General features: G+C 72.6%; 21 protein-coding genes. 13 read left to right on the top strand and 8 right to left on the bottom strand.

Annotation, left to right across the window (positions count from 1 at the left end; all coding sequences use genetic code 11):
• Nucleotides 1–169: 169 nt before the first annotated feature.
• The 3 genes from AB0J74_RS01965 to AB0J74_RS01975 are packed head-to-tail and all read left to right on the top strand — an operon-like array spanning nt 170 to nt 2,399.
• A complete protein-coding gene (locus AB0J74_RS01965; protein WP_363443269.1) occupies nt 170–1,000 on the top strand; it encodes a methyltransferase domain-containing protein in 831 nt (276 codons plus the stop codon).
• 32 nt (nt 1,001–1,032) lie between these two features.
• Nucleotides 1,033–1,380 (top strand): helix-turn-helix transcriptional regulator, encoded by a 348-nt coding sequence (locus AB0J74_RS01970; protein WP_363443271.1) that lies wholly within the window; start codon nt 1,033–1,035, stop codon nt 1,378–1,380.
• Complete coding sequence (locus tag AB0J74_RS01975) at nt 1,377–2,399, top strand: hypothetical protein (RefSeq protein WP_363443273.1); 1,023 nt, start codon at nt 1,377–1,379, stop codon at nt 2,397–2,399. Before AB0J74_RS01970 ends, AB0J74_RS01975 begins: the two co-directional genes overlap by 4 nt.
• A gap of 362 nt (nt 2,400–2,761) precedes the next feature.
• Here the strand turns inward: AB0J74_RS01975 and AB0J74_RS01980 are convergent, their stop codons facing one another.
• The 4 genes from AB0J74_RS01980 to AB0J74_RS01995 all read right to left on the bottom strand — a co-directional run bounded on the left by AB0J74_RS01980 (nt 2,762) and on the right by AB0J74_RS01995 (nt 7,997).
• The gene (locus tag AB0J74_RS01980) at nt 2,762–4,582 is read right to left on the bottom strand and encodes a glycogen debranching N-terminal domain-containing protein (protein WP_363443275.1); all 1,821 of its coding nucleotides are present in this window, start codon (nt 4,580–4,582) and stop codon (nt 2,762–2,764) included.
• Between the two features lie 63 nt (nt 4,583–4,645).
• Nucleotides 4,646–5,950 carry a trehalase family glycosidase gene (locus tag AB0J74_RS01985; RefSeq protein WP_363443277.1) on the bottom strand — a complete coding sequence of 435 codons (1,305 nt, stop codon included), beginning with the start codon at nt 5,948–5,950 and terminating at the stop codon, nt 4,646–4,648.
• A gap of 206 nt (nt 5,951–6,156) precedes the next feature.
• The gene (locus tag AB0J74_RS01990) at nt 6,157–6,954 is read right to left on the bottom strand and encodes a sugar phosphate isomerase/epimerase family protein (protein ID WP_363443279.1); all 798 of its coding nucleotides are present in this window, start codon (nt 6,952–6,954) and stop codon (nt 6,157–6,159) included.
• The gene (locus tag AB0J74_RS01995; RefSeq protein WP_363443281.1) at nt 6,951–7,997 is read right to left on the bottom strand and encodes a zinc-binding alcohol dehydrogenase; all 1,047 of its coding nucleotides are present in this window, start codon (nt 7,995–7,997) and stop codon (nt 6,951–6,953) included. The genes AB0J74_RS01990 and AB0J74_RS01995 overlap by 4 nt, the downstream gene beginning before the upstream one ends.
• A 291-nt stretch (nt 7,998–8,288) precedes the next feature.
• On the opposite strand from AB0J74_RS01995, the gene AB0J74_RS02000 reads away from it, so the two are divergent.
• From AB0J74_RS02000 to AB0J74_RS02025, 6 genes are read left to right on the top strand one after another with little or no spacing between them, the layout of a single operon-like run.
• Nucleotides 8,289–9,680 carry an extracellular solute-binding protein gene (locus AB0J74_RS02000; RefSeq protein ID WP_363443283.1) on the top strand — a complete coding sequence of 464 codons (1,392 nt, stop codon included), beginning with the start codon at nt 8,289–8,291 and terminating at the stop codon, nt 9,678–9,680.
• Nucleotides 9,680–10,663 carry a sugar ABC transporter permease gene (locus tag AB0J74_RS02005; RefSeq protein ID WP_363443285.1) on the top strand — a complete coding sequence of 328 codons (984 nt, stop codon included), beginning with the start codon at nt 9,680–9,682 and terminating at the stop codon, nt 10,661–10,663. Before AB0J74_RS02000 ends, AB0J74_RS02005 begins: the two co-directional genes overlap by 1 nt.
• Nucleotides 10,663–11,529 carry a carbohydrate ABC transporter permease gene (locus AB0J74_RS02010; protein ID WP_363443287.1) on the top strand — a complete coding sequence of 289 codons (867 nt, stop codon included), beginning with the start codon at nt 10,663–10,665 and terminating at the stop codon, nt 11,527–11,529. The genes AB0J74_RS02005 and AB0J74_RS02010 overlap by 1 nt, the downstream gene beginning before the upstream one ends.
• A complete protein-coding gene (locus AB0J74_RS02015) occupies nt 11,513–12,769 on the top strand; it encodes an ROK family transcriptional regulator (protein WP_363443289.1) in 1,257 nt (418 codons plus the stop codon). The genes AB0J74_RS02010 and AB0J74_RS02015 overlap by 17 nt, the downstream gene beginning before the upstream one ends.
• A gap of 56 nt (nt 12,770–12,825) precedes the next feature.
• Nucleotides 12,826–13,521: a DNA-3-methyladenine glycosylase 2 family protein gene (locus AB0J74_RS02020; protein WP_363443291.1), complete on the top strand. Its 696-nt coding sequence runs from the start codon at nt 12,826–12,828 to the stop codon at nt 13,519–13,521.
• Nucleotides 13,522–13,536: 15 nt separating this feature from the next.
• Entirely contained in the window at nt 13,537–14,412 is an 876-nt protein-coding gene (locus tag AB0J74_RS02025) for a Gfo/Idh/MocA family oxidoreductase (RefSeq protein WP_363443293.1), read from the top strand.
• Here AB0J74_RS02025 and AB0J74_RS02030 read toward each other — a convergent pair.
• The gene (locus tag AB0J74_RS02030) at nt 14,402–15,079 is read right to left on the bottom strand and encodes a DUF1345 domain-containing protein (protein WP_363443295.1); all 678 of its coding nucleotides are present in this window, start codon (nt 15,077–15,079) and stop codon (nt 14,402–14,404) included. The two genes, AB0J74_RS02025 and AB0J74_RS02030, sit on opposite strands and share 11 nt — an antisense overlap.
• A gap of 93 nt (nt 15,080–15,172) precedes the next feature.
• On the opposite strand from AB0J74_RS02030, the gene AB0J74_RS02035 reads away from it, so the two are divergent.
• Together AB0J74_RS02035 and AB0J74_RS02040 are read left to right on the top strand one after the other, a co-directional pair.
• A complete protein-coding gene (locus tag AB0J74_RS02035) occupies nt 15,173–16,762 on the top strand; it encodes a hypothetical protein (RefSeq protein WP_363443297.1) in 1,590 nt (529 codons plus the stop codon).
• A complete protein-coding gene (locus AB0J74_RS02040) occupies nt 16,704–17,669 on the top strand; it encodes a hypothetical protein (protein WP_363443299.1) in 966 nt (321 codons plus the stop codon). The genes AB0J74_RS02035 and AB0J74_RS02040 overlap by 59 nt, the downstream gene beginning before the upstream one ends.
• Here AB0J74_RS02040 and AB0J74_RS02045 read toward each other — a convergent pair.
• Genes AB0J74_RS02045 through AB0J74_RS02055 form a run of 3 tightly spaced genes read right to left on the bottom strand, consistent with a single transcriptional unit; the run spans nt 17,646 to nt 19,317 of the window.
• A complete protein-coding gene (locus tag AB0J74_RS02045; RefSeq protein WP_363443301.1) occupies nt 17,646–18,146 on the bottom strand; it encodes a DUF1992 domain-containing protein in 501 nt (166 codons plus the stop codon). The two genes, AB0J74_RS02040 and AB0J74_RS02045, sit on opposite strands and share 24 nt — an antisense overlap.
• Nucleotides 18,147–18,163: 17 nt before the next feature.
• On the bottom strand, nt 18,164–19,129 hold the full coding sequence (locus tag AB0J74_RS02050; RefSeq protein ID WP_363443303.1) for an N-acetylmuramoyl-L-alanine amidase: 966 nt from the start codon (nt 19,127–19,129) through the stop codon (nt 18,164–18,166).
• Nucleotides 19,129–19,317 carry a hypothetical protein gene (locus AB0J74_RS02055; protein WP_363443305.1) on the bottom strand — a complete coding sequence of 63 codons (189 nt, stop codon included), beginning with the start codon at nt 19,315–19,317 and terminating at the stop codon, nt 19,129–19,131. Before AB0J74_RS02055 ends, AB0J74_RS02050 begins: the two co-directional genes overlap by 1 nt.
• Nucleotides 19,318–19,451: 134 nt before the next feature.
• Between AB0J74_RS02055 and AB0J74_RS02060 the strand changes: the two genes are divergently transcribed.
• Together AB0J74_RS02060 and AB0J74_RS02065 are read left to right on the top strand one after the other, a co-directional pair.
• On the top strand, nt 19,452–20,276 hold the full coding sequence (locus tag AB0J74_RS02060; RefSeq protein ID WP_363443307.1) for a TIGR03619 family F420-dependent LLM class oxidoreductase: 825 nt from the start codon (nt 19,452–19,454) through the stop codon (nt 20,274–20,276).
• Entirely contained in the window at nt 20,273–20,674 is a 402-nt protein-coding gene (locus tag AB0J74_RS02065; protein ID WP_363443309.1) for a TIGR03668 family PPOX class F420-dependent oxidoreductase, read from the top strand. Before AB0J74_RS02060 ends, AB0J74_RS02065 begins: the two co-directional genes overlap by 4 nt.
• The last annotated feature ends 21 nt before the right edge of the window (nt 20,675–20,695 follow it).

Genomic DNA, 20,695 nt, shown 5'->3' on the forward strand with positions numbered 1-20,695 from the left:
GCGCTGGCGCGCCGAGGCGGCGACCAGGGGTGGGCCGCCGACGGCATTCTTCGAGAACGTGTGACTCGTTGCCCGTTGCGACGGCCAGGGCACCCGTTGACCGGACCCAGCCCGTGGTTTGCTCGAAGCGGCACCGCCGGGTGCCGCTGACCGCCGGGAGTGTGCACCGATGACCGAGCCCGAACCGCCCGACACCGGAGCGTTCAGCGACATCGACGCGTTGCCGGAGCCGATCTTCGAACTGATCCTGGGCGTGCTGCGCAGGATGGCTGAACACCCGGAGATCCAGCGTGTCCGCCAGGTCGCCTGGGACGCTCTGCGCCCCGGGCCCGGGCAGCGCTTGCTGGACGCGGGTGCCGGCGGGGGTGAGGTGGCGCGCGCCCTCGCCGCCGCGGTGGGCAGCGACGGCGAGGTCGTGGCGATGGACTCGTCCGCCCGCACGCTCGAGGCCGCCCGTGCGTTGACGCCGGCGGACCTCCCGGTCCGGTTCACCCGGGGCAACATCATGGATCTCGAGTTCCCGAGCGAGACCTTCCATGGCGTACGCAGCGAGCGCGTACTCCAGCACGTCCCCGACCCGGATCGCGCCGTGGCCGAACTGGCCCGCGTCACCCGCTCCGGCGGGCGGCTCTGCCTGATCGACACCGACTGGGAGTCCGCCGCGGTCGACGGCGTCCCGGCCGACCTCGCGGCCGCCGTCCGTGACCGCATGCTCGGCATCGCGCGCGACCACCACAACGACATGGGCCGCACCTTGCGCCGCCGCCTCGTGCGGGCCGGCCTCGGCGAGGTGACGACCACCCCGGTGACCTGTCTCTTCCTCGATCCCGCCTCGGCCGCCGTGGTGATGCCGGTCTTCGATCCGCGCGTGCCGCCGGCCGCGGGCATGGTTCCCGACGACCTGCGCGACCGATGGTTCGCCGAGGTCGCTGCCGCGGGCGGGCGCGGCGAGTTCCTGGCCGTGCTCACGATCTGGGTGGCTGCCGGCGTCCGCCGATAGGCATATACCGTGCGGCGGTATATCATCCGTCCATGAGCGACCGTCCTATGTCGGAGCCCACGTTCCTGATCCTCACCGCGCTGGCGGCGACGCCGCAGCACGGCTACGGCGTGATCGAAGACGTCCGGCAGATCTCCGACGGCCAGGTCCGGTTGCGGGCCGGCACGTTGTACGCGGTGCTCGACCGCCTCCGCGCCGACGGGCTCATCGAGATCGACCGGGAGGAAGTGGTTCAGTCCCGGCTGCGCCGTTACTACCGGCTGACCGCGCTGGGCGAGCGCAGCCTGACCGAGCAGACGGCGCGCCTGCGCCGCAACGCCAGCGCCGCCGCCGCGCGGCTCCGGCGCAGCGACCTTCGACCCCAGGAGGGTATGGCGTGAACGAGGCGGACCTGGAGAGACGCTACCGGCGGCTGCTCGCGTGGTACCCCTGGTCACACCGCCGGGTGTACGAGGACGAGATGCTCGCCGTCCTCGTCACCGCCGCCCGGCCCGGTCAACGCTGGCCCACCCTCGGCGAGGCCGGCAACCTTGTCGCGTCCGGCCTGCGGGCCCGCGCCGGCGCCGCGGTCACCGCGGCGGTGAGCCCGCCGTGGCGCGCGGCCGCGACCGTGTTCGGGCTGTTCGCCGCGATCGTGCTGCTTTCCCAGCGCGTCGTCCGGCTGTTCGACATCGCGCCCCCTGGAAGCGGGGCCTACCTGCGCGCACTCGGCTGGGCTGCGGTGGTGCTCGCCGTCCTGGTGGGCCTGCGCCGTTCCGCCGCCACGATCGCGTGGCTCACCGCGTTGGGAGAGGTGGTGCTCGTCGCGCGGCAATACGGCGGCGACCCGGTCTCGGCGGTCCACCTGATGTGGCCGCTCGCGCTGGGCCTGTTCGCGGCCGCCGCGCTCAGCGTCGCGACCGAGCGGGTGGGCGGGGTGCTGCGGCTACGCCGTGTGCTGCTCTTCGCCGGTGGCGTCGCTCTGGCCCAGACCGTTCTGCTGACCAACCGCCATGCCCAGTGGAACTGGCGCGAGGCCGGCACCTTCTATGCCAACTACGGGCTGGCAGCCCGGTCAGAGGCGGTCTTCTACCTCCTGCTGGCGGCGGTCCTGGTGGGTTTCCTGGCCTCGGCCCTCGCCTGGCTGACGCTGCCCGTCGCGATCCGCTGGCGCGCCCTCGCGCTCGCGACCCCGGTGATCACCGTCGCGGCGCTGGTCAAGGTCACGCTGTCCGGTTGGGAGTACTCCAACTGGAACATGGGCCACCCGATCTACCTCGTGCCGATCCAGTGGACCCTGTTGGCCGTCCTGCCACTGGCATCACTCGGGATCGCCGCCGCCCTCGTCGAACGGCGCGAACTCACCGCCCGACTGTCCGCACTCGGCCGAGCCGCCGACCGCGACCAGGCAACAGGCTAACTCGACCGGCTCGGGCCATAGGTCCGAACCGCCACGTCAGAGAGCGGCTGATCGTCGTCGCCCGATCACCGCGCAGGGGGTCGGGGCAGCGTCGTTGGTGGCGGCTCGCGGTCGCCGTGGCCACCGCACAGGCGGGTCGGGGCAGCGTCGTGGGCGGCGGATCATCGTCGCCGTGGCCACGGCGCAGGGGGTCGGGGCAGCGTCGTGGGTGGCGGATCGCGATCGCCGCGGCCACGGCGCAGGGGGTCGGGGCAGCGTCGTGGGTGGCGGATCGCGATCGCCGCGGCCACCGCACAGGCGGGGTTCCAGGCAGTGTCGTGGGCGTTCCCCGCACGCGGGTTCGCGCGCCGGGGAGCGAAAAGTCAGTGCGCTTCAAGCACGGTCCGGAGCAGGAGCGGTGTGGCCGCCGCCCATGCCTGGGGTGAGCAGGAGTGCGGATAGGGGACCGGCGGCTGGCCGGCCTTGCGCTCCAAGCCCGTCAGCACCTCCGGGAGCCGGCCGCCGGCGGACGCGGCCGCGGCGAGCAGACCCGACGCGATCCGTGCCGCCGCCTCGGTGTGACCGACCCGGGCCAGGCCGGCCACTGCCAGCGCCGTGTCGTGGGGCCATACGCCGCCGCGGTGGTAGGAGAGCGGGTGGTAGGGCGCCTGCCCCGCGGCGAGGGTGCGGATGCCCCAACCCGAGAAGAAGTCGTCCGCCACCAGGCGCTCGGCGACCAGTTGCGCCCACGAGTCGTCGAGAATGCCGGACCACAGGACGTGGCCGGCGTTCGACGCCAGCGCGTCGACCTGGCGGTCGGCACCATCCAGGGCGAGCGCGACGAACGCGTTCGGCAGCCGGAAGTCCGCCGAGAACACCTGCTGGAGCAGGTCTGCCCGCTCGTCCAACGAAGCCGCCCAGGTGGGGTCGCCCCAGGCGCGGCGGGCCAGGTCGGCGGTGCCGCGCAGTGCCCGGTAGGCATAGGCCTGGGCCTCGCTCACCGCGATCGGCCCGGTCGCCAGCGTGCCGTCGGCGAAGACGAGAGAGTCGGCCGAGTCCTTCCAGCAATGGTGGACCAGGCCGGCCCCATCGGTGCGATAGCGCAGATAGCCGGTGGCGGCCATGCCTCCGGAGTCGAGCATCCAGCCGATCGCCGCCCGGGCCGCCGGCTCCAGGTCCTTCGCCAGGAGTTCGTCGCCGGTCAGGGCGTAGTGCGCGGCGAGCAGCACCAGGAACAACGGCGTGGCGTCGACGGTGCCGTAGTAGCGGCCATACGGGACCTCGCCCAACGTCGCGAGTTCGCCCTGGCGCATCTCGTGCAGGATCTTGCCCGGCTCCTCCAGGCGCGCCGGGTCATGGGCACGGCCCTGCGTCGCCGCCAGGACCCGCAGCGTGCCCTCGGCCAGTTCGGGCCGGAACGGCAGCGCGAACAGCGACGTCAACAAGCTGTCCCGGCCGAAGAGCGTCAGGAACCAGGGCGCCCCGGCCGCCGGCACGACAGCTCCTGGCGGGAGATCGGCGACCAGATCGGCCACCGGGATCCGCAGGCTGTCCAGATCAGCCAGCCCCCGCGCCACGCACCGGTCGAGGTCGTCACCGCGCGCCGCGACCGGAGCCGGCGCCAGCGCGACCGAGCCCGCCGACGACGAGGCCACCGTCGCCCGCAGGGTGACCGAGCCGTGCGGCGGCAGCGTCACCGTCCACTGCGCCCCGTCGCCGGACAACCGCGCCGGCGGCGAGGTCGTGATACGGGTCGACCGGCTGAACCCCCGCCGCGAGTAGGAGAACACCACCTCGGACGCGGTCGCCGACACCGACCGGTCCGCGTCGGACTTGTCGAAGAGGCGCGACGACCGCAACTCGAACTGGTCGCTGAAGTCCGCCTCGGCGGACAGCGCCACCCGGACCGTCTGCGGCGCCGGCACGAAGCTGGTCAAGGTCAGCTCCTCGACCAGCACCCCGGACCCGAGCAACTGCCCACGGCGAAGCACGAACGGCGGGTTCTCGTTGCGTACGGTGGGCGGCGCCAGCACCACCTCGTCGGCCGACGACGACAGGGCCCGCAACGCCCGGCCGTGCACGGTCAGCACCCAGCGCGACAGGTGACGCGTGTCCGCGACGAAGAACCCGCCGGTGTCGGTCACGTTGCCACCGGCGTCGGTCAACAGGCAGGTTGTACCCGACACCACAGTGCGCACGGTCATTGTCGCCACCACCTCACGGCATGCGGGGAGGGCACGGCACCCGCCGCTGCTGGAGTCAACGAGTCAACGGCGCGGCCCGGTGCGGATCAGGTCGAGGGTCAACGCCGCCGTCCAACTGAAGTCGTCGGTGCCGTAGCCGGCGCCGGTCAGCGGGTCGAGGTACTCCCGGAAACCGGCCGCGCGCACGCGCCCCAGCAACCGGTCGCGCAGGTCGTCGGCCAGCCCGGTCTCACCGTGCAGGCGCAGGCCGTACCAGAAGAGCCAACTGGTGTTGATCCACCCCGGGCCGCGCCAGTAGCGGCCGGGCTCGTGGTCGGCCGCCGTCAGGTCGTAGCTCGGCACCGGGCACGCGTCGGCCAGCCGGAACCGGTCTCCGAGCGCGGTCTTCACCAGGTCGGTCGCGACCGGCAGATCGGGCACGACCAAGGGCAGCAAGCCTGCGACTGAGTACGACCGCAGAGGCGCGGAACCGAAGACGTCGTACGCGAAGAACGTGCCCGCCGACCCGTCCCACAGCTCGGCCATCAGCGCGTCGGCGACCTGCTGGGCCCGGGCAAGATGCCGGGAGGGGTCCAGCCCGATCTCCATCGCGATCGACGCGAGCGCCTGCTCCCCGGCGGCGAGCAGCGCGTTGCACAGCGGATCCTCGACCGCGAACCCGGGCGTCGCCACGTACCGCGAGTCCCGGTAGTCCCGCGCCAGCCGGATATACCGCCCGTAGTCGGCATCCGTCGGCCGCTCCGCGGCCGCGGCGTGCGCGAGATCGCGTCGCGCCAGCGCCGACGGCGGCAGCGGCACGACCCGGGACAGCGGCGCGTCCCAGGCGGGGCTGTTGTCCATCCCGGATTCCCACGGGTGCACCACCGACACGAGCCCTCGGCCCCGCAGGTCGCGTGCCGTCAGCAGCCAGTCGTGCCAGGCCGCCAGCCGCGGATAGATCCGGTGCAGGAACCGCCGCGCCCGGGCCACCGCGGGGGCCGCGCGGTAGGTCTCCCACGCGGCCAGCGCGTGCACCGGCGGCTGGACGATCCCGGACGTCGGAACCCCCGGCGCGCCGGGCAGCTCCGAGGACCGCCAGAACGACGGCCCGGGGAAGTAGGCGTCCGCGGGTACGAGCGGGTCGAACACGATGTGCGGCACCCGGCCGTCGGTCCACTGGGCGCCGAACAGCGACTCCAACTCGCGCTGGGCGCGGACCGGCGAGAAATGCCGCAGCCCGAGCGCGATGAACGCCGAGTCCCAGCTCCACTGGTGCGGGTAGAGCCCGCCGGCCGGCACGGTCGCGCCGCGCCGCCAGTTGGCCGCCAGCACCCGCCGCGCCGCCCGGTCGAGCGACGCGGCCGGCGCGATCACCGACCGCGTGATCACGGATGCCCCGGTCGCCGAAAGCGCGGAGGATGCGGTCGCGGAAGCCGCGGTCGCCGAAGGCGCGGTCGCCGAAGGCGCGGAGGCGGCAGTCGCGGACGGCGCGGAAGCCGCAGGCGCAGAGGTCGCGGTCGCGGAAGGCGCGGTCGCGGAGGCCCCGGTCGCGGAAGGCGCGGTCGCGGAGGCCGCGGCCGCGGAAGGTGCGATGGTCACGACCACCGCCGCAGGAAGCCCGGGATCGCCGCCACCGCGGCCGTCGGCTCGCCGCGGAGCCGGCACTCCACCGCCAGGAAGCCGTCGTAGCCGACCGCATCCAGCGTGCCGAGCAGCGCACCCCAGTCGATGTGGCCGGCGCCGGGTTGAAACCGGTTGGAGTCGCTGACCTGGACGTGTCCGAGCTGGTCGGCCGCCTTCACCAGCGCGGTGGTGGGCTCGTCCTCCTCGATGTTCATGTGGTAGGTGTCGGCCAGCACCCGCACCGACCGCAGGCCCACCTCGTCGACCAGCGAGACCGCCTCGTCGAGCCGGTTGACCATGTGGTCCTCGTAGCGGTTGAGCGGCTCTAGCACCAGCGTCACCCCGAGGGACGCGGCATGCTCGCCGAGTTCGGTCAGGGCCGCGAGCAGCACGGCCCGGTCGGCGTCGGGGGAGCGCGGCGGTTCGAACGGCGGCAGCCGGCGGGAGAACATCCCGTAGGAGGCGGGCGTGCCGGCCACCGAACCGCCGACCTCGGCGATCACCGAGAGCTGCGAGCGGAGCTGGGCCACGGCGTCGCGGCGCAGGCCGGCGTCGAACGCGCCGATGAAATGCAGCATGTCGACGCAGACCGACGGCATCGGCACGCCGTCGCGCGCGGCCTGGCGCAGCTCGGGCAACCGGTCGCGGAACGCGAACTCGCCCTTGGCCCGCAGCTCGATGCCGTCGTAGCCGGCGCGCGCCGCGAAGTCCCACTTCGCCTGGAGGCTCTCGCCGGGGAGCAGCTGCTCCTGGCAGGAGATCTTGATCATGAGAACTTCAACACCACCTGGAGTGCTTCCTGGGGACGGTGGTCGAGCATGGCGAAGGCCGCCGCCGCTTCTTCCACCGCGATGACGTGCGTGACGAGGCCGACGGGGTCGACCGCGCCCTGCTGGGCCAGACCGAGGAACGCCTGGTTGAGGCGGGCCTGGTTCCAGCGCCCGGCGAGCTCCGGCGGCACGCCCCCGATCTGGGAGGAGACGATCCGGACCCGGTTGTGGTGGAACTCGTCGCCGAGCCGCAGCCCGGCGCCGTCACCCTGGTAGAAGCCGGAGGCGACCACCCGCCCGTCGACCGCGACCGTGCGGATCGCGTCGTGCAGGGCCGGGTAGTGCCCGCTGATCTCGATCGCCACGTCGGCGCCGCGCCCGTCGGTCAGGGCGCGCAGGGCCAGCGCCACGTCTTGCGCGGCCGCGTCGATGGTGTGCGCGGCGCCGTACTCGCGGGCCTTGGCCAGGCGGGCGGGCAGCGTGTCGACGGCGACCACGGTGGCGCCGGAGAGCTGGGCCAGCCGGGTGGCGAGCAGGCCGAGCACGCCCTGGCCGAAGATCGCGACCACTTCGGAGAGATGGATGTCGGCGGCCAGCACCCCGTTGAGCGCGACGGCGCCGACCCGGGCGAAGGTGGCCGCGACGGGGTCCAGGCCGTCGGGCAGGACACAACCACGAACCTTCTCGATCGGGAGTACGGCTTCGCCGCGGTGCCCCCAGATCCCCCAGACCTGTTGGCCGACGGCGGGATCCCCGGGCGACGGCTCGTCGGCCAGCACCTCGACCACCTCGCCGACCTCGGAGTAGCCGAGCCCGGCGATCGGATAGCGCAGGCCGCTGGTCCCGGCGACGAACAGCCGCAGGTCGGCGTCCCAGTCGCGGTTGAGGTAGGGGTTGGTGCCCCGGTAGGCGGTCAGTTCCGTGCCCGCGGAGATCCCGGAGTAGCTGGTGCGGATGCGCACCTGCCCCGGGCGCAGGTCGACGTGCGGCTGCTCGACGACCTCCACGTGGCGTGGGGAGGTGAACTGCACTATCTGCGGCACGACGGCCTTCCGCCCTTGTCGAAGAAAGAAGCGCGCGACATAACGACCCGAGGTTCGGCCGAGATGTTACGCACTTATGTCTGGCAATCAAGTATAAGTCCGGATCCGCATCTGTCCGTCATATGTGGACATAAGCCACGCAGACCTGTCCAAGATCGTCCGTTACCCGACCGAGGGACCGAACGTTACGTACATATGTCTTGCCTTCGCGTATAAGACCTTGGTGTGATTCGTCCATAGATCGGAAAAGAAAAGGGAGAGATCGATATATCGGACGAAGGAGCAACCTGCGTGAACGCGAGAAGACTGCTCACCGCCGCATCCGCGGCGGTCCTGGTGGCCACCACGTTGACCGCCTGCGGCAGTGACGACCCGGCCGACGACGCCACCGGATCGATCACCGTTTGGAGCCTGGAGAACCAGACCGACCGGGTCCAGGCGACCCAGAAGATCGCCGACCAGTTCACCGCCAAGACCGGCATCCAGGTCAAGATCGTCGGGACCGACGAGAACCAGTTCACCAGCCTGATCACCTCGGCCGCCGCGGCCGGAAAGATGCCCGACGTGGTCGGCGCGCTGCCGCTGGCCGCCGTCGCCCAGATGGCGACCAACGACCTGCTCGACACCGACGCCGCCAAGGCCGTCGTCGACGAACTCGGCACCGGCACCTTCTCGCCGCGCGCCCTGGAGCTGACCGCACAGGACGGCAAGCAGCTCGCGGTGCCCAGCGACGGCTGGGCCCAGCTGCTCTTCTACCGCAAGGACCTGTTCGACAAGGCCGGCCTGGCCGCGCCGGACACGTTCGACAAGATCCGTGAGGCCGCGCAGAAGCTCAACACGGGCGGCATCGCCGGCATCACCATGGCGACCGTCCCCAACGACGCCTTCACCGAACAGACGTTTGAGAACTTCGCGCTCGGCAACGGCTGTCAGCTGGTCGACGACCAGAAGAACGTCACCCTCGACTCGCCGGCCTGCCAGGCCACGTTCCAGCTCTACAACGACCTGATCAAGAACTACTCGGTGCCCGGCGCGCAGGACGTCGACACCACCCGGGCCACCTATTTCGCCGGCAAGGCGGCCATGGTGGTCTGGTCCTCGTTCCTCCTCGACGAGATGGCGGGGCTGCGCAACGACGCCCTGCCCACCTGTCCCGAGTGCAAGGCCGACCCGGCGTTCCTGGCGAAGAACAGCGGCATCGTGACCGCGGTGTCGGGCCCCAACGGGCAGCCGGCCCAGTTCGGCGAGATCACCAGCTGGACGATCACCAGGGACGGCCCCAACACCGACCAGGCCCGCAAGTTCGTGGCCTACATGATGAACGAGGGCTACACCGACTGGCTCGGCATCGCGCCCGAGGGCAAGTTCCCGGTGCGCAAGGGCGACTCGGCCGACCCGGCGAAGTTCACCACGGCCTGGAACACGCTGCCGGCCGGCGTCGACACCCGCAAGCCGCTGTCCGACAGCTACCCGGCGGACGTGTTGACCGCGTTGCGCAGCAGCCCCGACACGTTCCAGCGCTGGGCGCTGCCGCAGAAGCAGGGCGCGCTGCTCGGCGCCACGCTGGGCGAGTTGCCCGTACCCAAGGCGGTGAACGCCATGACCGGCGGTGAGCTCGATCCCGCCGGCGCGGCCAAACGCGCCGCAGACGACGTGCGGGCCATCCAGAAGTCGCAGAACTGATGGTCGCGACCCGCGAGACGCGGCCGGCGGCGCCCGAACGGCGCCGCCGGCCGGCCCGGCCGCTCACCCGCCGCCAGCGGGAGAACCGCGCCGGCCTGGCCTACCTGTCGCCCACGTTCATCGTGGTGCTGGTCGTGGTGGTCGTCCCGATCCTCTGGACGATCATGCTGGCGTTCCAGCGGATCCGGCTGATCAACATCCGCCGGGCCGGCCTGTTCGGCGAATACACGCTGCACAACTTCGAGTACGTGTTCAGCTCGCCGGGCTTCTGGAGCTCGCTGTGGACCACGCTGCTCTACACGATCGGCGGCACCGCCCTGTCGATCATCTTCGGCCTGGTCGCCGCCCTCGCGCTGCGCACGCGCTTCCCCGGGAGGACCTTCGTACGGGCCAGCGTGCTGCTGCCCTACGTCGCGCCGGTCGTCGCGGTGACCTTCGTCTGGGAGATCATGCTCAGCCCCCAGTTCGGCGTGGCCAACGACTGGGGCGGGCGGTTCCTGGGCTGGGACCGGCCGATCGCGTTCCTCAGCCAGCGCGAATACCACCTGTGGGGGGTCGACATCCCGCTCGCGCTGATCACGGTCATCGCGTTCGAGGCGTGGCGCTACTTCCCGTTCGCGTTCCTGTTCATCCTGGCCCGGCTCCAGGCGGTGCCCAAAGACCTGGAGGAGGCGGCGATCGTCGACGGCGCGGCGCCGACCCAGCTCTTCCGGCACATCCTGCTGCCACAGTTGGGCGCCGTGATCGCCCTGCTCAGCGTGCTGCGGTTCATCATGACGTTCAACAAGTTCGACGACGTCTGGCTGCTCACCGGCGGCGGTGCCGGCACCCAGGTGGTCAGCGTGCGGGTCTACGACTTCCTGACCTCGCGGCTCGACATCGGCGCCGCCGCCGCGCAGGGCCTGGTGCTCGCCGCCGGCCTGGTCATCCTGCTACTGGTCTACCTGCGGTTCTTCGCGCCGCGGCTGGAGGGGGAGTCGTGATGGACCGGGCGACCTTCGAGACCCGCCTCTTCGGCGTGCTGCGCTGGGTCGTGATCGCGGTGCTGATCGTGGTCACGCTGTTCCCGTTCTACTACATGGTGCTGCTCTCGGTCCGGCCGATCGAGCAGGTGCTCCAGGACCCGGGCGGCATCTGGGCCGGCCCGGCGGAATGGACCTTCTCGACCTACCGCGAGGTGCTCACCTCGGTCGACGACGGCGGGCAGGGCTTCCTGCGGCTGCTCGGCAACACGACCCTGGTGGCGGTGTCGGCGACGCTGCTGACACTGCTGGTCGCGCTGCCCGGCTCGTACGCCGTCAGCAGGTTGCAGTTCGTCGGCCGCCGCCAGGTGCACTTCCTGTTCCTCGCGGTCTACCTGTTTCCGGCGATCCTGCTGGCCATCCCGCTGTTCACCGTGTTCACCCGGCTCGGCCTGCGCGGCTCGCTGGGCGGGCTGATCATCGTCTACATCGCGCAGACCATCCCGGTCTCGGTCTACATGCTGCGCAACTACCTGAGCACGATCCCGGTCAGCCTGGAAGAGGCGGCCGCTGTCGACGGTTACACACGGTTACAAACCCTGCGTAAGGTAATCTTGCCGCTCGCGGCACCGGCCGTGATGGCGAACGCACTCTACGTTTTCATGATCGCCTGGAACGAGTACCTGTTCGCCCTCCTGTTCCTGGTCGAGAACCGGCCCAACTGGACGGTCTCCCTCGGCCTCGCCCAGCTCGCCGGAGGCATCGAAGTGAGTAAGACGGTTTTGATGGCCGGGTCGGTGGTGCTTACCCTGCCCATCGTGATCATCTTCTTCGCCACCGAACGCCTGCTGACGGAGGGACTGACCGCCGGTGCCGACAAGGGATAGGCCACCGGCCCAGGGCGGTCCGCCCGGTTCGCCGGTCGCCGCCCGCGGCGCGCCGATCCACCAGAACTCCGCCGGCCACCTGCTCTGGCTGGTCCGCACGGGCCGCGCCCGGACCCGCTCGGAGTTGCAGGCCTACACGGGCCTGTCCCGGTCGACGCTGGTGCAGCGGATCGACGCGCTGCGGGCGGCCGGCTACCTGCGCCGCTCGGGCGTGGAGGAATCGACCGGCGGCCGGCCGGCGGAGTTGCTCGAGTTCGACACCGACCACGGCGTGGTGCTGGTCGCCGACCTGGGCGCCAACCACGCCCGGGCGGCGGTCCTGGACGTGGCCGGCACGCTGCTGCACGAGGAACACGAACACATCAAGATCGGCGAGGGCCCCGAGTACGTCCTGGGCTGGGTCGACGCCGCCTTCGGCCGGCTGTTGGCCGCCGCGGGCCAGGACCGCACCCGGGTCCGCGGCATCGGCGTCGGCGTGCCCGGCCCGGTCGAATACGACGCCGGCGTGGTCACCGAGCCGCCGATCATGCCGGGCTGGGACGGGGTGCCGATCGCCGACCGGCTGCGGGCCACCTGGGGCTGCCCGGTCTTCGTCGACAACGACGCCAACCTGATGGCGCTCGGCGAGCAGGTCGCGTTCTACCCCGACTGCCCGGCGCTGCTGCTGGTCAAGGTCGCGACCGGGATCGGGGCCGGCATCGTGGTCGACGGCCGGGTCTACCGCGGCATCGACGGCGGTGCCGGCGACATCGGGCACATCCGGCTGGCGTCGTCGCCGGAGGCCCGCTGCGAGTGCGGCCTCTACGGCTGCCTGTCGGCGGTGGCCAGCGGCCTGGCCCTGGCCCAGCGGCTGTCCAGCGGCGGCACGCCCACCCAGTCCGGCCCGGAGTTGATCGAACGCATCCGGGTCGGCCACGGCGAGGCGGTGCACCTGGCCCGGGAGGCCGGCCGCCTGGTCGGCGAGGTGCTGGCCACCGTCGTCTGCCTGGTCAACCCCGGGGTCCTGGTGATCGCCGGCGACCTGGCCGAGACCCACTTCGTCACCGGCGTCCGCGAGATGCTCTACCGCTACGCCCTCCCGCGCGCGACCCGGCACCTGGAGGTGACGACCAGCCGCCTCGGCCCGCAGTCGGCGGTCACCGGTGCGCACGCGATGGTGATCGACGAGATCTACTCACCGAGCGCCGTCGACGCCGAACTCGCCGCGAGCCCATCCACCGACCTCTCCCGGAGTCGCTGACCGGGCATCGGCCGATTTGCTGGCCCGGCGGCGGTCCCGGCGGGCAAGGTGAAGACGTGGGCACGCCCGAGTGGGGTAGCAAGGTCACGTTCCGGCAGGCGGCGGCGCTGCTGGCCGCGCGGGACCCGGTGATGGCGCGGCTGGTGGCCAACGCGCCCGCGCCGCGGATTCCGTTGTGGAAGGAGAGCAACTTCGAGTCGCTGGTCCGCGGGATCGTGTTCCAGCAGTTGGCCCGCCCGGCCGCGGTGGCCATTCTCGGCCGGCTGATCGACGCCGCCGGCGGCGACCTGACGCCGGACAGCGTCCTGCCGCTGTCGGACGCGGTGCTGCGCAAGGTCGGTCTGTCGGGGCGGAAGGTGATCTCCCTGCGCGACCTGGCCACGAGCGTGCGGGACGGCACCGTGGTGCTCGACAACCGGCGGCTCGGCCACCTCGACGACGACGAGATCATCCGGCGGTTGTCGACCGTCAAGGGGATCGGGCCGTGGTCGGCGCAGCTGTTCATGATGTTCCAACTCCGCCGCCCGGACGTGTGGCCGGTCGGCGACCTCGGCATCCGCCGCGGCTACGGCGTCGCCTACGGCATCGACACGCCGACCGAAAAGCAGTTGGAACCGCTCGGCGACCGGTTCCGCCCCTACCGCACCACCGCGGCCTGGTACTGCTGGATGGCCGAAGCCGTGTTCGCGGGCCGCACCCCGACGCTGCCGATCGCCGACGACCCGATCCTGCGCGCCCACAAGGTGCTCTGACCGCGGCGTGGTGCAATGTCGCTTGTGGGGGAATCGCCGGTCCGGGTCGGCCTCGTCGGCGCCGGGCACTGGGCATCGGTGATGCACGGGCCGACGTTCGCCGCCGGGCCGGAGACCACGCTGGTCGGCGTCTGGGCGCGGCGTCCGGAGGCGGCCGTTTCCCTGGCCGCCCGACTCGGCACGTCGGCGGTCGCGAGGTTCGACGACCTGCTGGAGCGCTGCGAGGCGGTCGCGTTCGCGGTGCCGCCCGATATCCAGGCCGACCTCGCCGTCCGGGCCGCGGCGGCCGGGCGCGCCCTGCTGCTCGACAAGCCGGTGGCCCTCACGGTCGACGCGGCCGAGCGGGTCGCGGCGGCCGTCCGCAAGCACGGCGTGGTGAGCCAGATCGTGCTGACCAAGCGCTATCACCCGGCGACCCGGGCCTTCCTGGCCGACGCGGCCGGGTTCGCGGCCACCGGCGGCCGGGCCCGCTACCTGCACGGCGGGTTCCTCGACGGCCCGTTCGCCACCGGCTGGCGGCTCGACCACGGCGCCCTGCTCGACCTCGGCCCGCACCTGCTCGACCTGGCCGAGGCCGCGCTCGGCCCGATCGGGTCGATCGACCGGCACGGCGACCCGACCGGCTGGCTGGAGCTGACCTGCGTGCACCGGGGCGGCGCGGTCAGCCAACTGTCGCTCTCCGGTGCGGTCGGCCTGCCGCGGTCGCGGGCGGGCGTCGAACTCTACGGCCCGGCGGGCGTACTGGAGATCGACTTCGGCACGATCGACCACGCCGAGTGTTGGCCGGTGCTGCGCGCCGAGTTCGCGCGGGCCGTGCGCACCGGCACGCCGCACCACCTCGACGTCGAACACGGCCTGCGGCTGCAGCACCTGCTCGCGCTCAGTTGTTGACCAGGCCGGCCAGCAGGTTGATGGCGCCCGCGACGATCGCGACGCCGAAGACGTAGGACAGCAGGGCGTGCGCGAGCACCGTGCGGCGGATCGGCGCGCTGCGCAGGGTCGTGTCGGAGACCTGGTAGGTCATGCCGATCGTGAACGCCAGGTAGGCGAAGTCGCGGTAGGTCGGCTTGGCCGCGTCGCCGAAGTCGATGCGGGCGCCGGTGCTCTGGTAGTCGAGCTTCGCGTAGCGCAACGTGTAGACGGTGTTCATGGTGACCCACGCGCTGGCCACCGTGAGCACGGCGACGCCGATCAGCACGCCGCGGTCGGTGCCGTGCTCGCTGGCCGCCCGGCCCAGCGCGAACGCCACCCCGAGCAGGCTGACCAGGCAGGCGGCGGCCAGCAGGGCGGTGGCCGAGCCGTGGGTCTGGTCTTCGCGGGAGGCCACCCGCTCGGTCTTCTCGCCGTCGGCGCGCAGGAAGAGCGGCCACACCGAACCGAGGAACACCAGCGCCGCGGCGTCCCAGCCGGCTATCACCGCGAGCTCCCAGTTGACGGTCGCCGCAGTCAGGCCGCCGGAGACGATCACCCACAGCGCGAGCACCGCGGCGGCCCGGCGGATCGCCGGTGCGCTCCAACCCAGCATGGGCTGGCGGGCTGACCATTTGGGCGTACTCACGAATGCAGTCTCGCAGGCGACGCCCTCGGCGATCTAGACACGCCGGGGCGCGCCAACCGGGCAAAACGGGCGGCGATGGGGGAGCATCGGGCCATGGTGCATCCGGAGTCGCTGGGGCCGCTGCTGCTCGACGCCGGCCTGGTCACCCCCGGGCAACTCGCGCAGGCCGAAGCCGACCGGTCCGGCGCACCGCTCGGTTCGGTCCTGGTGGCCAGTGGCGTGCTGGCCCGGCGCGATCTCTTCCGGACCCTGGCCGCCGCGTGGAACTGCGGCTACCTCGACGTGAGCACCGAGTGGCTCGACCCGGAGTTCGCCCGGCACGACCCGGCCACCCTGTTCCGCGAGGCCTGGCTGCCGCTGCACCATGACGACGAGGGCTACGTGCTGGTGGCCACCGCCGAGGAGCCGACGCCGGAACGGGTCGCGCTGATCGAGGCCGCCGTCGGCGCGCCCGTTTGCGTCGGTGTCACCACCGACTGGGACCTCGACGAGGCGATCCAGCGGGCCTACCGCGCCGAGGCCCCGGCCCCGGAACCGGCGCTGCGGGGGGCGCGCGGGTTCAATCGTGGCTGGCTGGTCGCCGGGGTCGTGCTGCTGGCCCTGGTCTTCGCCACCGGGCCGACGATCGCCGCGCTGGCGCTGCTGGCCGGTGCGGGCTACCTGCTCCACGCCGGGTTCGGCTTCGTCGCCGCGCTGCGCGGCTCGCGCGAACCGGTCACGGACGGGCTCGACGAGCGCGACCTGCCCACGTACACCGTGCTGGTTCCGCTCCGGGACGCCGCCGCCGCGCTGCCCGGCCTGGTCGCCAACCTCGGTGCGCTCGACTACCCGGCCGCGAAGCTGGAGATCATCCTGCTGCTGCCGGAGGACGACGTGAAGACCATCGACGCCGCCCACGCCGCCGAGCCGCCCCCGACGACCAGGTTCGTGCTGGTGCCGGCCGGCGTGGCGGCGACGCCGATCGGGCTGTCGTTCGCGCGCGGCGCCCAGGTGGTCGCCTACGGGCCGGCGGACCGACCCGAGCCGGACCAACTCCGGCACGCGGCCGCCGCGTTGCACCGGGCCGGCCCGGCCACGGTCGGCGTGCAGGTCGACCCGGCCCCGGTACGGGCGACCTCCAGCCATTTCCGCACCGACGCGCTGCGCCGGCTGGGCGGGTGGGACGCCGGCCTGGACGCCCGGGTCGCGGCCGCGGGCTGCCGGGTCGACACGCTCGACAGCACCACGTTCCGGCCGGCGGCCGACGGCGTGACGCTGCCACGCGGTCTTTTCCGGGCTGTCGGCGTCAAGCGGGCGCTGGGCCTCCTGCTGCGCGCCGGCGGCGGGCCGGCGACGGTGCTGGCCAGCCCCGTCCTCTACCTCGTGTTCGCCGCGGCCGTGTCGCTGCCGCGCGACCTGCTCGACCGGGTGCTGCCGGGCTGGGCGCTCGGCACCGCACTGCTCAGCCTGCTGGGCGGCGCCGCGCTGACCGTCTACGCGGCGATGATGCGCGCGTTCCGCCGCCGCCGCTACCGGCTGGTGCCGCGGGCGGTGCTGACCGCGTTCCCCTCGCCGCGCCGTGTCGCCGCCACCTACCGGGCGCTCTGGCAGTCGCTCGTCCGTCCGCACGACCGGGAGAGCCCGCATGGCAGTCGCACAGTCCACAGTGGTGACCGGTCGGTGGCAGCGGTGGACCTGGGCTGAAGAGCGCTGGCCCCGTAGCGTCGGTGCGCGGTGGCTGCTCCGCATCGGCCTGGCCCTGCCGTTCGCGGGCCTGGCGCTGTTCGCCTCGGCCCGGGGGTTCGACGCCCGGGCCGCCGGCCTGCCCGCCCTGCTGCCCGCCGGCACCCTGGCCTGCTGCCTGGCCACCGGGGCTCTGCTGGCCGCGCTGGCGGAGCGGCTGATCCGCTGGGAGGTGCCGGTCCGGATCGCGGTGCCGCTCCTCGTGCCGGCGATGGCGTTCGCCGGGTCGGCGGACCTGACCGGGATCCTCACGGTGGCGTTCCTGGCGCTCGCGCTGGAGGCGTTCGTCCAGTTCGCGGTCGCGGGCCAGACCGAGGGCGCCTTCCGCGCCGGCCTGCTGCTCGCCGGCGCCGTCCTGTGCTCGCCGGTGGCCGTCGGCTACGCGGTCGCGCTGGGCCTGGTGGCACCGTTCGTGGCCGCCGAGCGCGGCCGGGCCGAGCCGGCCACCTGGGCCGTCGTGGCCTTCCCCGCGCTGGCCACGCTGGCCGGCTGGGCGTTCCTGGACTGGCGCGTCACCGACCTCGGCTTCGACCCGGCGGTCGCGCCCGCGTTCGGGGGCGCGTTGCTGGCGGTCGCGCACGCCCCGCTCTACGTCGCGGTGGCGGTTCTCTTCGCGGTACGCCGTCCGCGCGCCCTGGCCGGCTACCTGGTGCCGGTGCTCGGGGTGTCGCTGGGGTTGCCGGCGTCGCCGGTGACCGCGTACCTGCTGCTGACGGTCGTCGCCCTGGTCGCCGTGCCGCGCTCGCCCAGCCGCCGGCTGGCGACGTTCCTCGGCGCGGTGGCCCTGGCGCAGTGGGCGCTGGCCCTGTCGTGGCCGCCGGGCAGCGCGGCCTATGACGACTGGCTACGGGTGGTCTGGGGTCTCTGACCGGTCGCGCCGGAACCAGCGGCGGCGCGGACGGGCCGCCGCCGGCGGGTTTGGCGGTGCCGGCTGGCGGGCCGCCGCCCAGCGGGCCTCCAGGGCCTCGCGCCAGAGCGTCACCATCGCCTCGACGTCGACCCTCCTGATCGGGACGAACGGCTGCGACGGGTGGATCTGGTAGTCGAGGATCTCCCGGTTGAGGTCGGCGACGGTCTCGCGGACCCGCTGCTCCGAGGGCAGCCGGCGGACCTCGTCGGGAAGGCGTTCGACCTGGCGGGCGAGTTGCACCGAGGGCGGCAGCAGGCCGGCGCCGGAGAAGCCCTCGCGGCGGGCGTACTCCTTGAGCCACCACTGCTCGTCGTAGGGCTCGGCGTGGCCGGGCAGCGGCTTGCCGGCGCCCGGGAGATCGTCGAACTCGCCGTTCTCCCGGGCCGCACGGATTCGCGCGTCGATGAGTGACTCGACTCGGATCCGGTCGCTCATCGCGTAAACATAGCTGCTCAGAGTCGGGTGAGGCGAACGGCGTCGGCGATCACCAGGCCGGTGCCGGAGGTCCAGCGGCTGACCGCGACCCGGTTGGCGTCGCCGGCCGGCAGGCTGAACGTGCCGATCGAGCGCCAGGCGCCGCCGCCCGTACGCTGGTCGACGTTGACCGTCTGGTTGCCGCTCGTGGTCGCGACGATGTAGGGCGCGGCGCTGTTGTAGCCGGCGTTGGCGGCGTACCAGACGTCGACCCGGTAGGACCCGGCGGTCGGCACGGCGAACTTGTACCAGGCCGGGTCGCTGGCCGCGACCGGGTCGGCGAACCGGTAGTCGGTGCCGTAGCGCTGCGTCGAGTAGGACGAGGTGCCCCAGTTGGCGCTCGCCGTGAACCGGCCGGCCGTGGTGTTGTCGACGATGGACGACCAGGTCCCGCCCCCGCCGGACATCTTGGCGGCCACGTCGGCCCGCATCACGTCGAGGTCGATGAACGACGGGTCGATCTTGCCGGTGGTGCTGGTCTCCCGGTGGCCGCGGGCGTAGCTGGAGTCGCGGCCGAGCCGGGTCAGCACCGCGGCGGTGGCGGCGATCGAGGCGTTGTACTGCGCCGCCGTCATCTCCTGGTTGACCCCGTTGTAGTCGATCTCCCACCCGATCATCAGGGTGTTGCCGTCGCCGGCGGGGATCGGCCCGCTGCCGCGGCTGACCCCGGCGTGGTTGGCCCGGCCGGCGGAGATCAGGTGGAAGACGCCGTTGTAGTCGACCAGCGCGTGGCAGAGCGGCCCGGCCAGGTCGGGGCGGCCGTTGATGCACACGTTGAGCGCCGGGTGCGGGTTGCTCGCGCTGGAGGTGGCCGCGGTGTGGTGCCACAGCACGCCGATCGGGTCGAACGAGCCGGGTCGCAGCCGGTTGACCCAGTCGCCTTCGGTGACAACCTGCACACCGGCGTTGCGCAACACGTCGAGGAGCCAGGGAACCGTCGCCATCAGGCACCCCGGGCCAGGCTGGGCTCGGCGGCGATCAGGTCGGCGACGCACTCGGGCGCGGTCGCGCGGGCGGCGGGCGCGGCCGCGGCGGCGGCCGGGCGGGCGGCGACGGTCACGGCTGCGGCGGCCAGGGCCGGCAGGCCGAGCAGCGCCCGCCGGCGCAGCCGGCGAGGTGGAAAGAGGGTCACGGCACTCCTTCGGTCGGCACGGGTGGGGCAGGTGAGGCGCACGCTATACCGTGAAGCCTGTCTATGTCGACAGTTGCCGATCTCTCGGTTGAGGCTGAAAGATACTTTCAGCGAGCCCGTGGTAGACCATTCATATGGAGTTCGGAATCGGTTACTTCCCCACGTACGACGGCATGAAGCCCGGTGAGGTCGCCCGCCTGGCCGAGGAACGCGGCGCGGACGCGATCTACTTCGCCGAGCACACGCACATCCCGGCGGCCGAGACCGACCGCTTTCCCGGCCAGCCGCTGCCCAACAAGTACTGGAAGACCTACGACCTGTTCGTCGCGCTGACCGCCGCGGCCGCCGCGACCAGCCGCCTGCGCGTCGCCAGCGGCATCTGCCTGGTCATCGAGCGCGACCCGATCACCACCGCCAAGGCGGTCGCCAGCGTCGACCACCTCTCCGGCGGCCGCCTCGAGTTCGGCGTCGGCGCCGGCTGGAACCGCACCGAGATGCGCAACCACGGCACGGACCCGCGGGTGCGCATGCGGATCCTCCAGGAGCGCGTCGAGGCGATGCAGGCGATCTGGACCAACGACGAGGCGAGTTACGCCGGCCGCTACGTCACCTTCGAGAACATCTGGTCGTGGCCGAAGCCGGCCCAGAAGCCCTACCCCCCGATCCTGGTCGGCGGCACCGGCCCGACGGTTCTCGACCGGGTGCTGGCATTCGGCGACGTGTGGTTCCCCAACTACCACGACGGCATCCTCGACCGCATCGCCGAGTTGCGCGCCCGCGCCGACCGCCCGGTCGAGGTCCAGGTGATGAGCGTCCCGGCCGACCCCAAGATCTTCGAGCAACTGCGCGACGCCGGCGTCCGCAGGGTGGCCCGCTGGTTCCCGTCCGGCCCGCGCTCCCGGGTCGAGCGGGCGTTCGACCAGTGGGAGGCGGCGATCGCGGAATACAACCCGGAGTGACCCCCGCCGAGGCCCGCGCCCGCTTCGCGGCGGCCCGGGTCGCCCGCCTGGCGACCGCGGACGCCGCCGGCCAGCCCCACCTGGTCCCGGTGACGTTCGCGGTCGCGGGCGACGTGGTCTACACCGCCGTCGATGCCAAGCCGAAGCGCACGACGGCGTTGCGCCGGCTGGCCAACATCGCGGCCAACCCCCGGGTCTCGCTGCTGGTCGACCACTACGACGACGACTGGTCGCGGCTGTGGTGGGTGCGGGCCGACGGCACCGGCCGGATCCTGCCGGACTCGCCCGAGGCCACCCGCGCCGCCGGTCTGCTGAGCGACCGCTACCCGGCCTTCGAGCTGCGCGGAGTCGTGCTCGCCGTCGAGATCATCCGGTGGATCGGCTGGTCAGCGGCCTGATCGAGCTGTGGCCTGGGTCAC

This window comes from Asanoa sp. NPDC049573 (assembly GCF_040676615.1).
Taxonomy (GTDB): domain Bacteria; phylum Actinomycetota; class Actinomycetes; order Mycobacteriales; family Micromonosporaceae; genus Asanoa.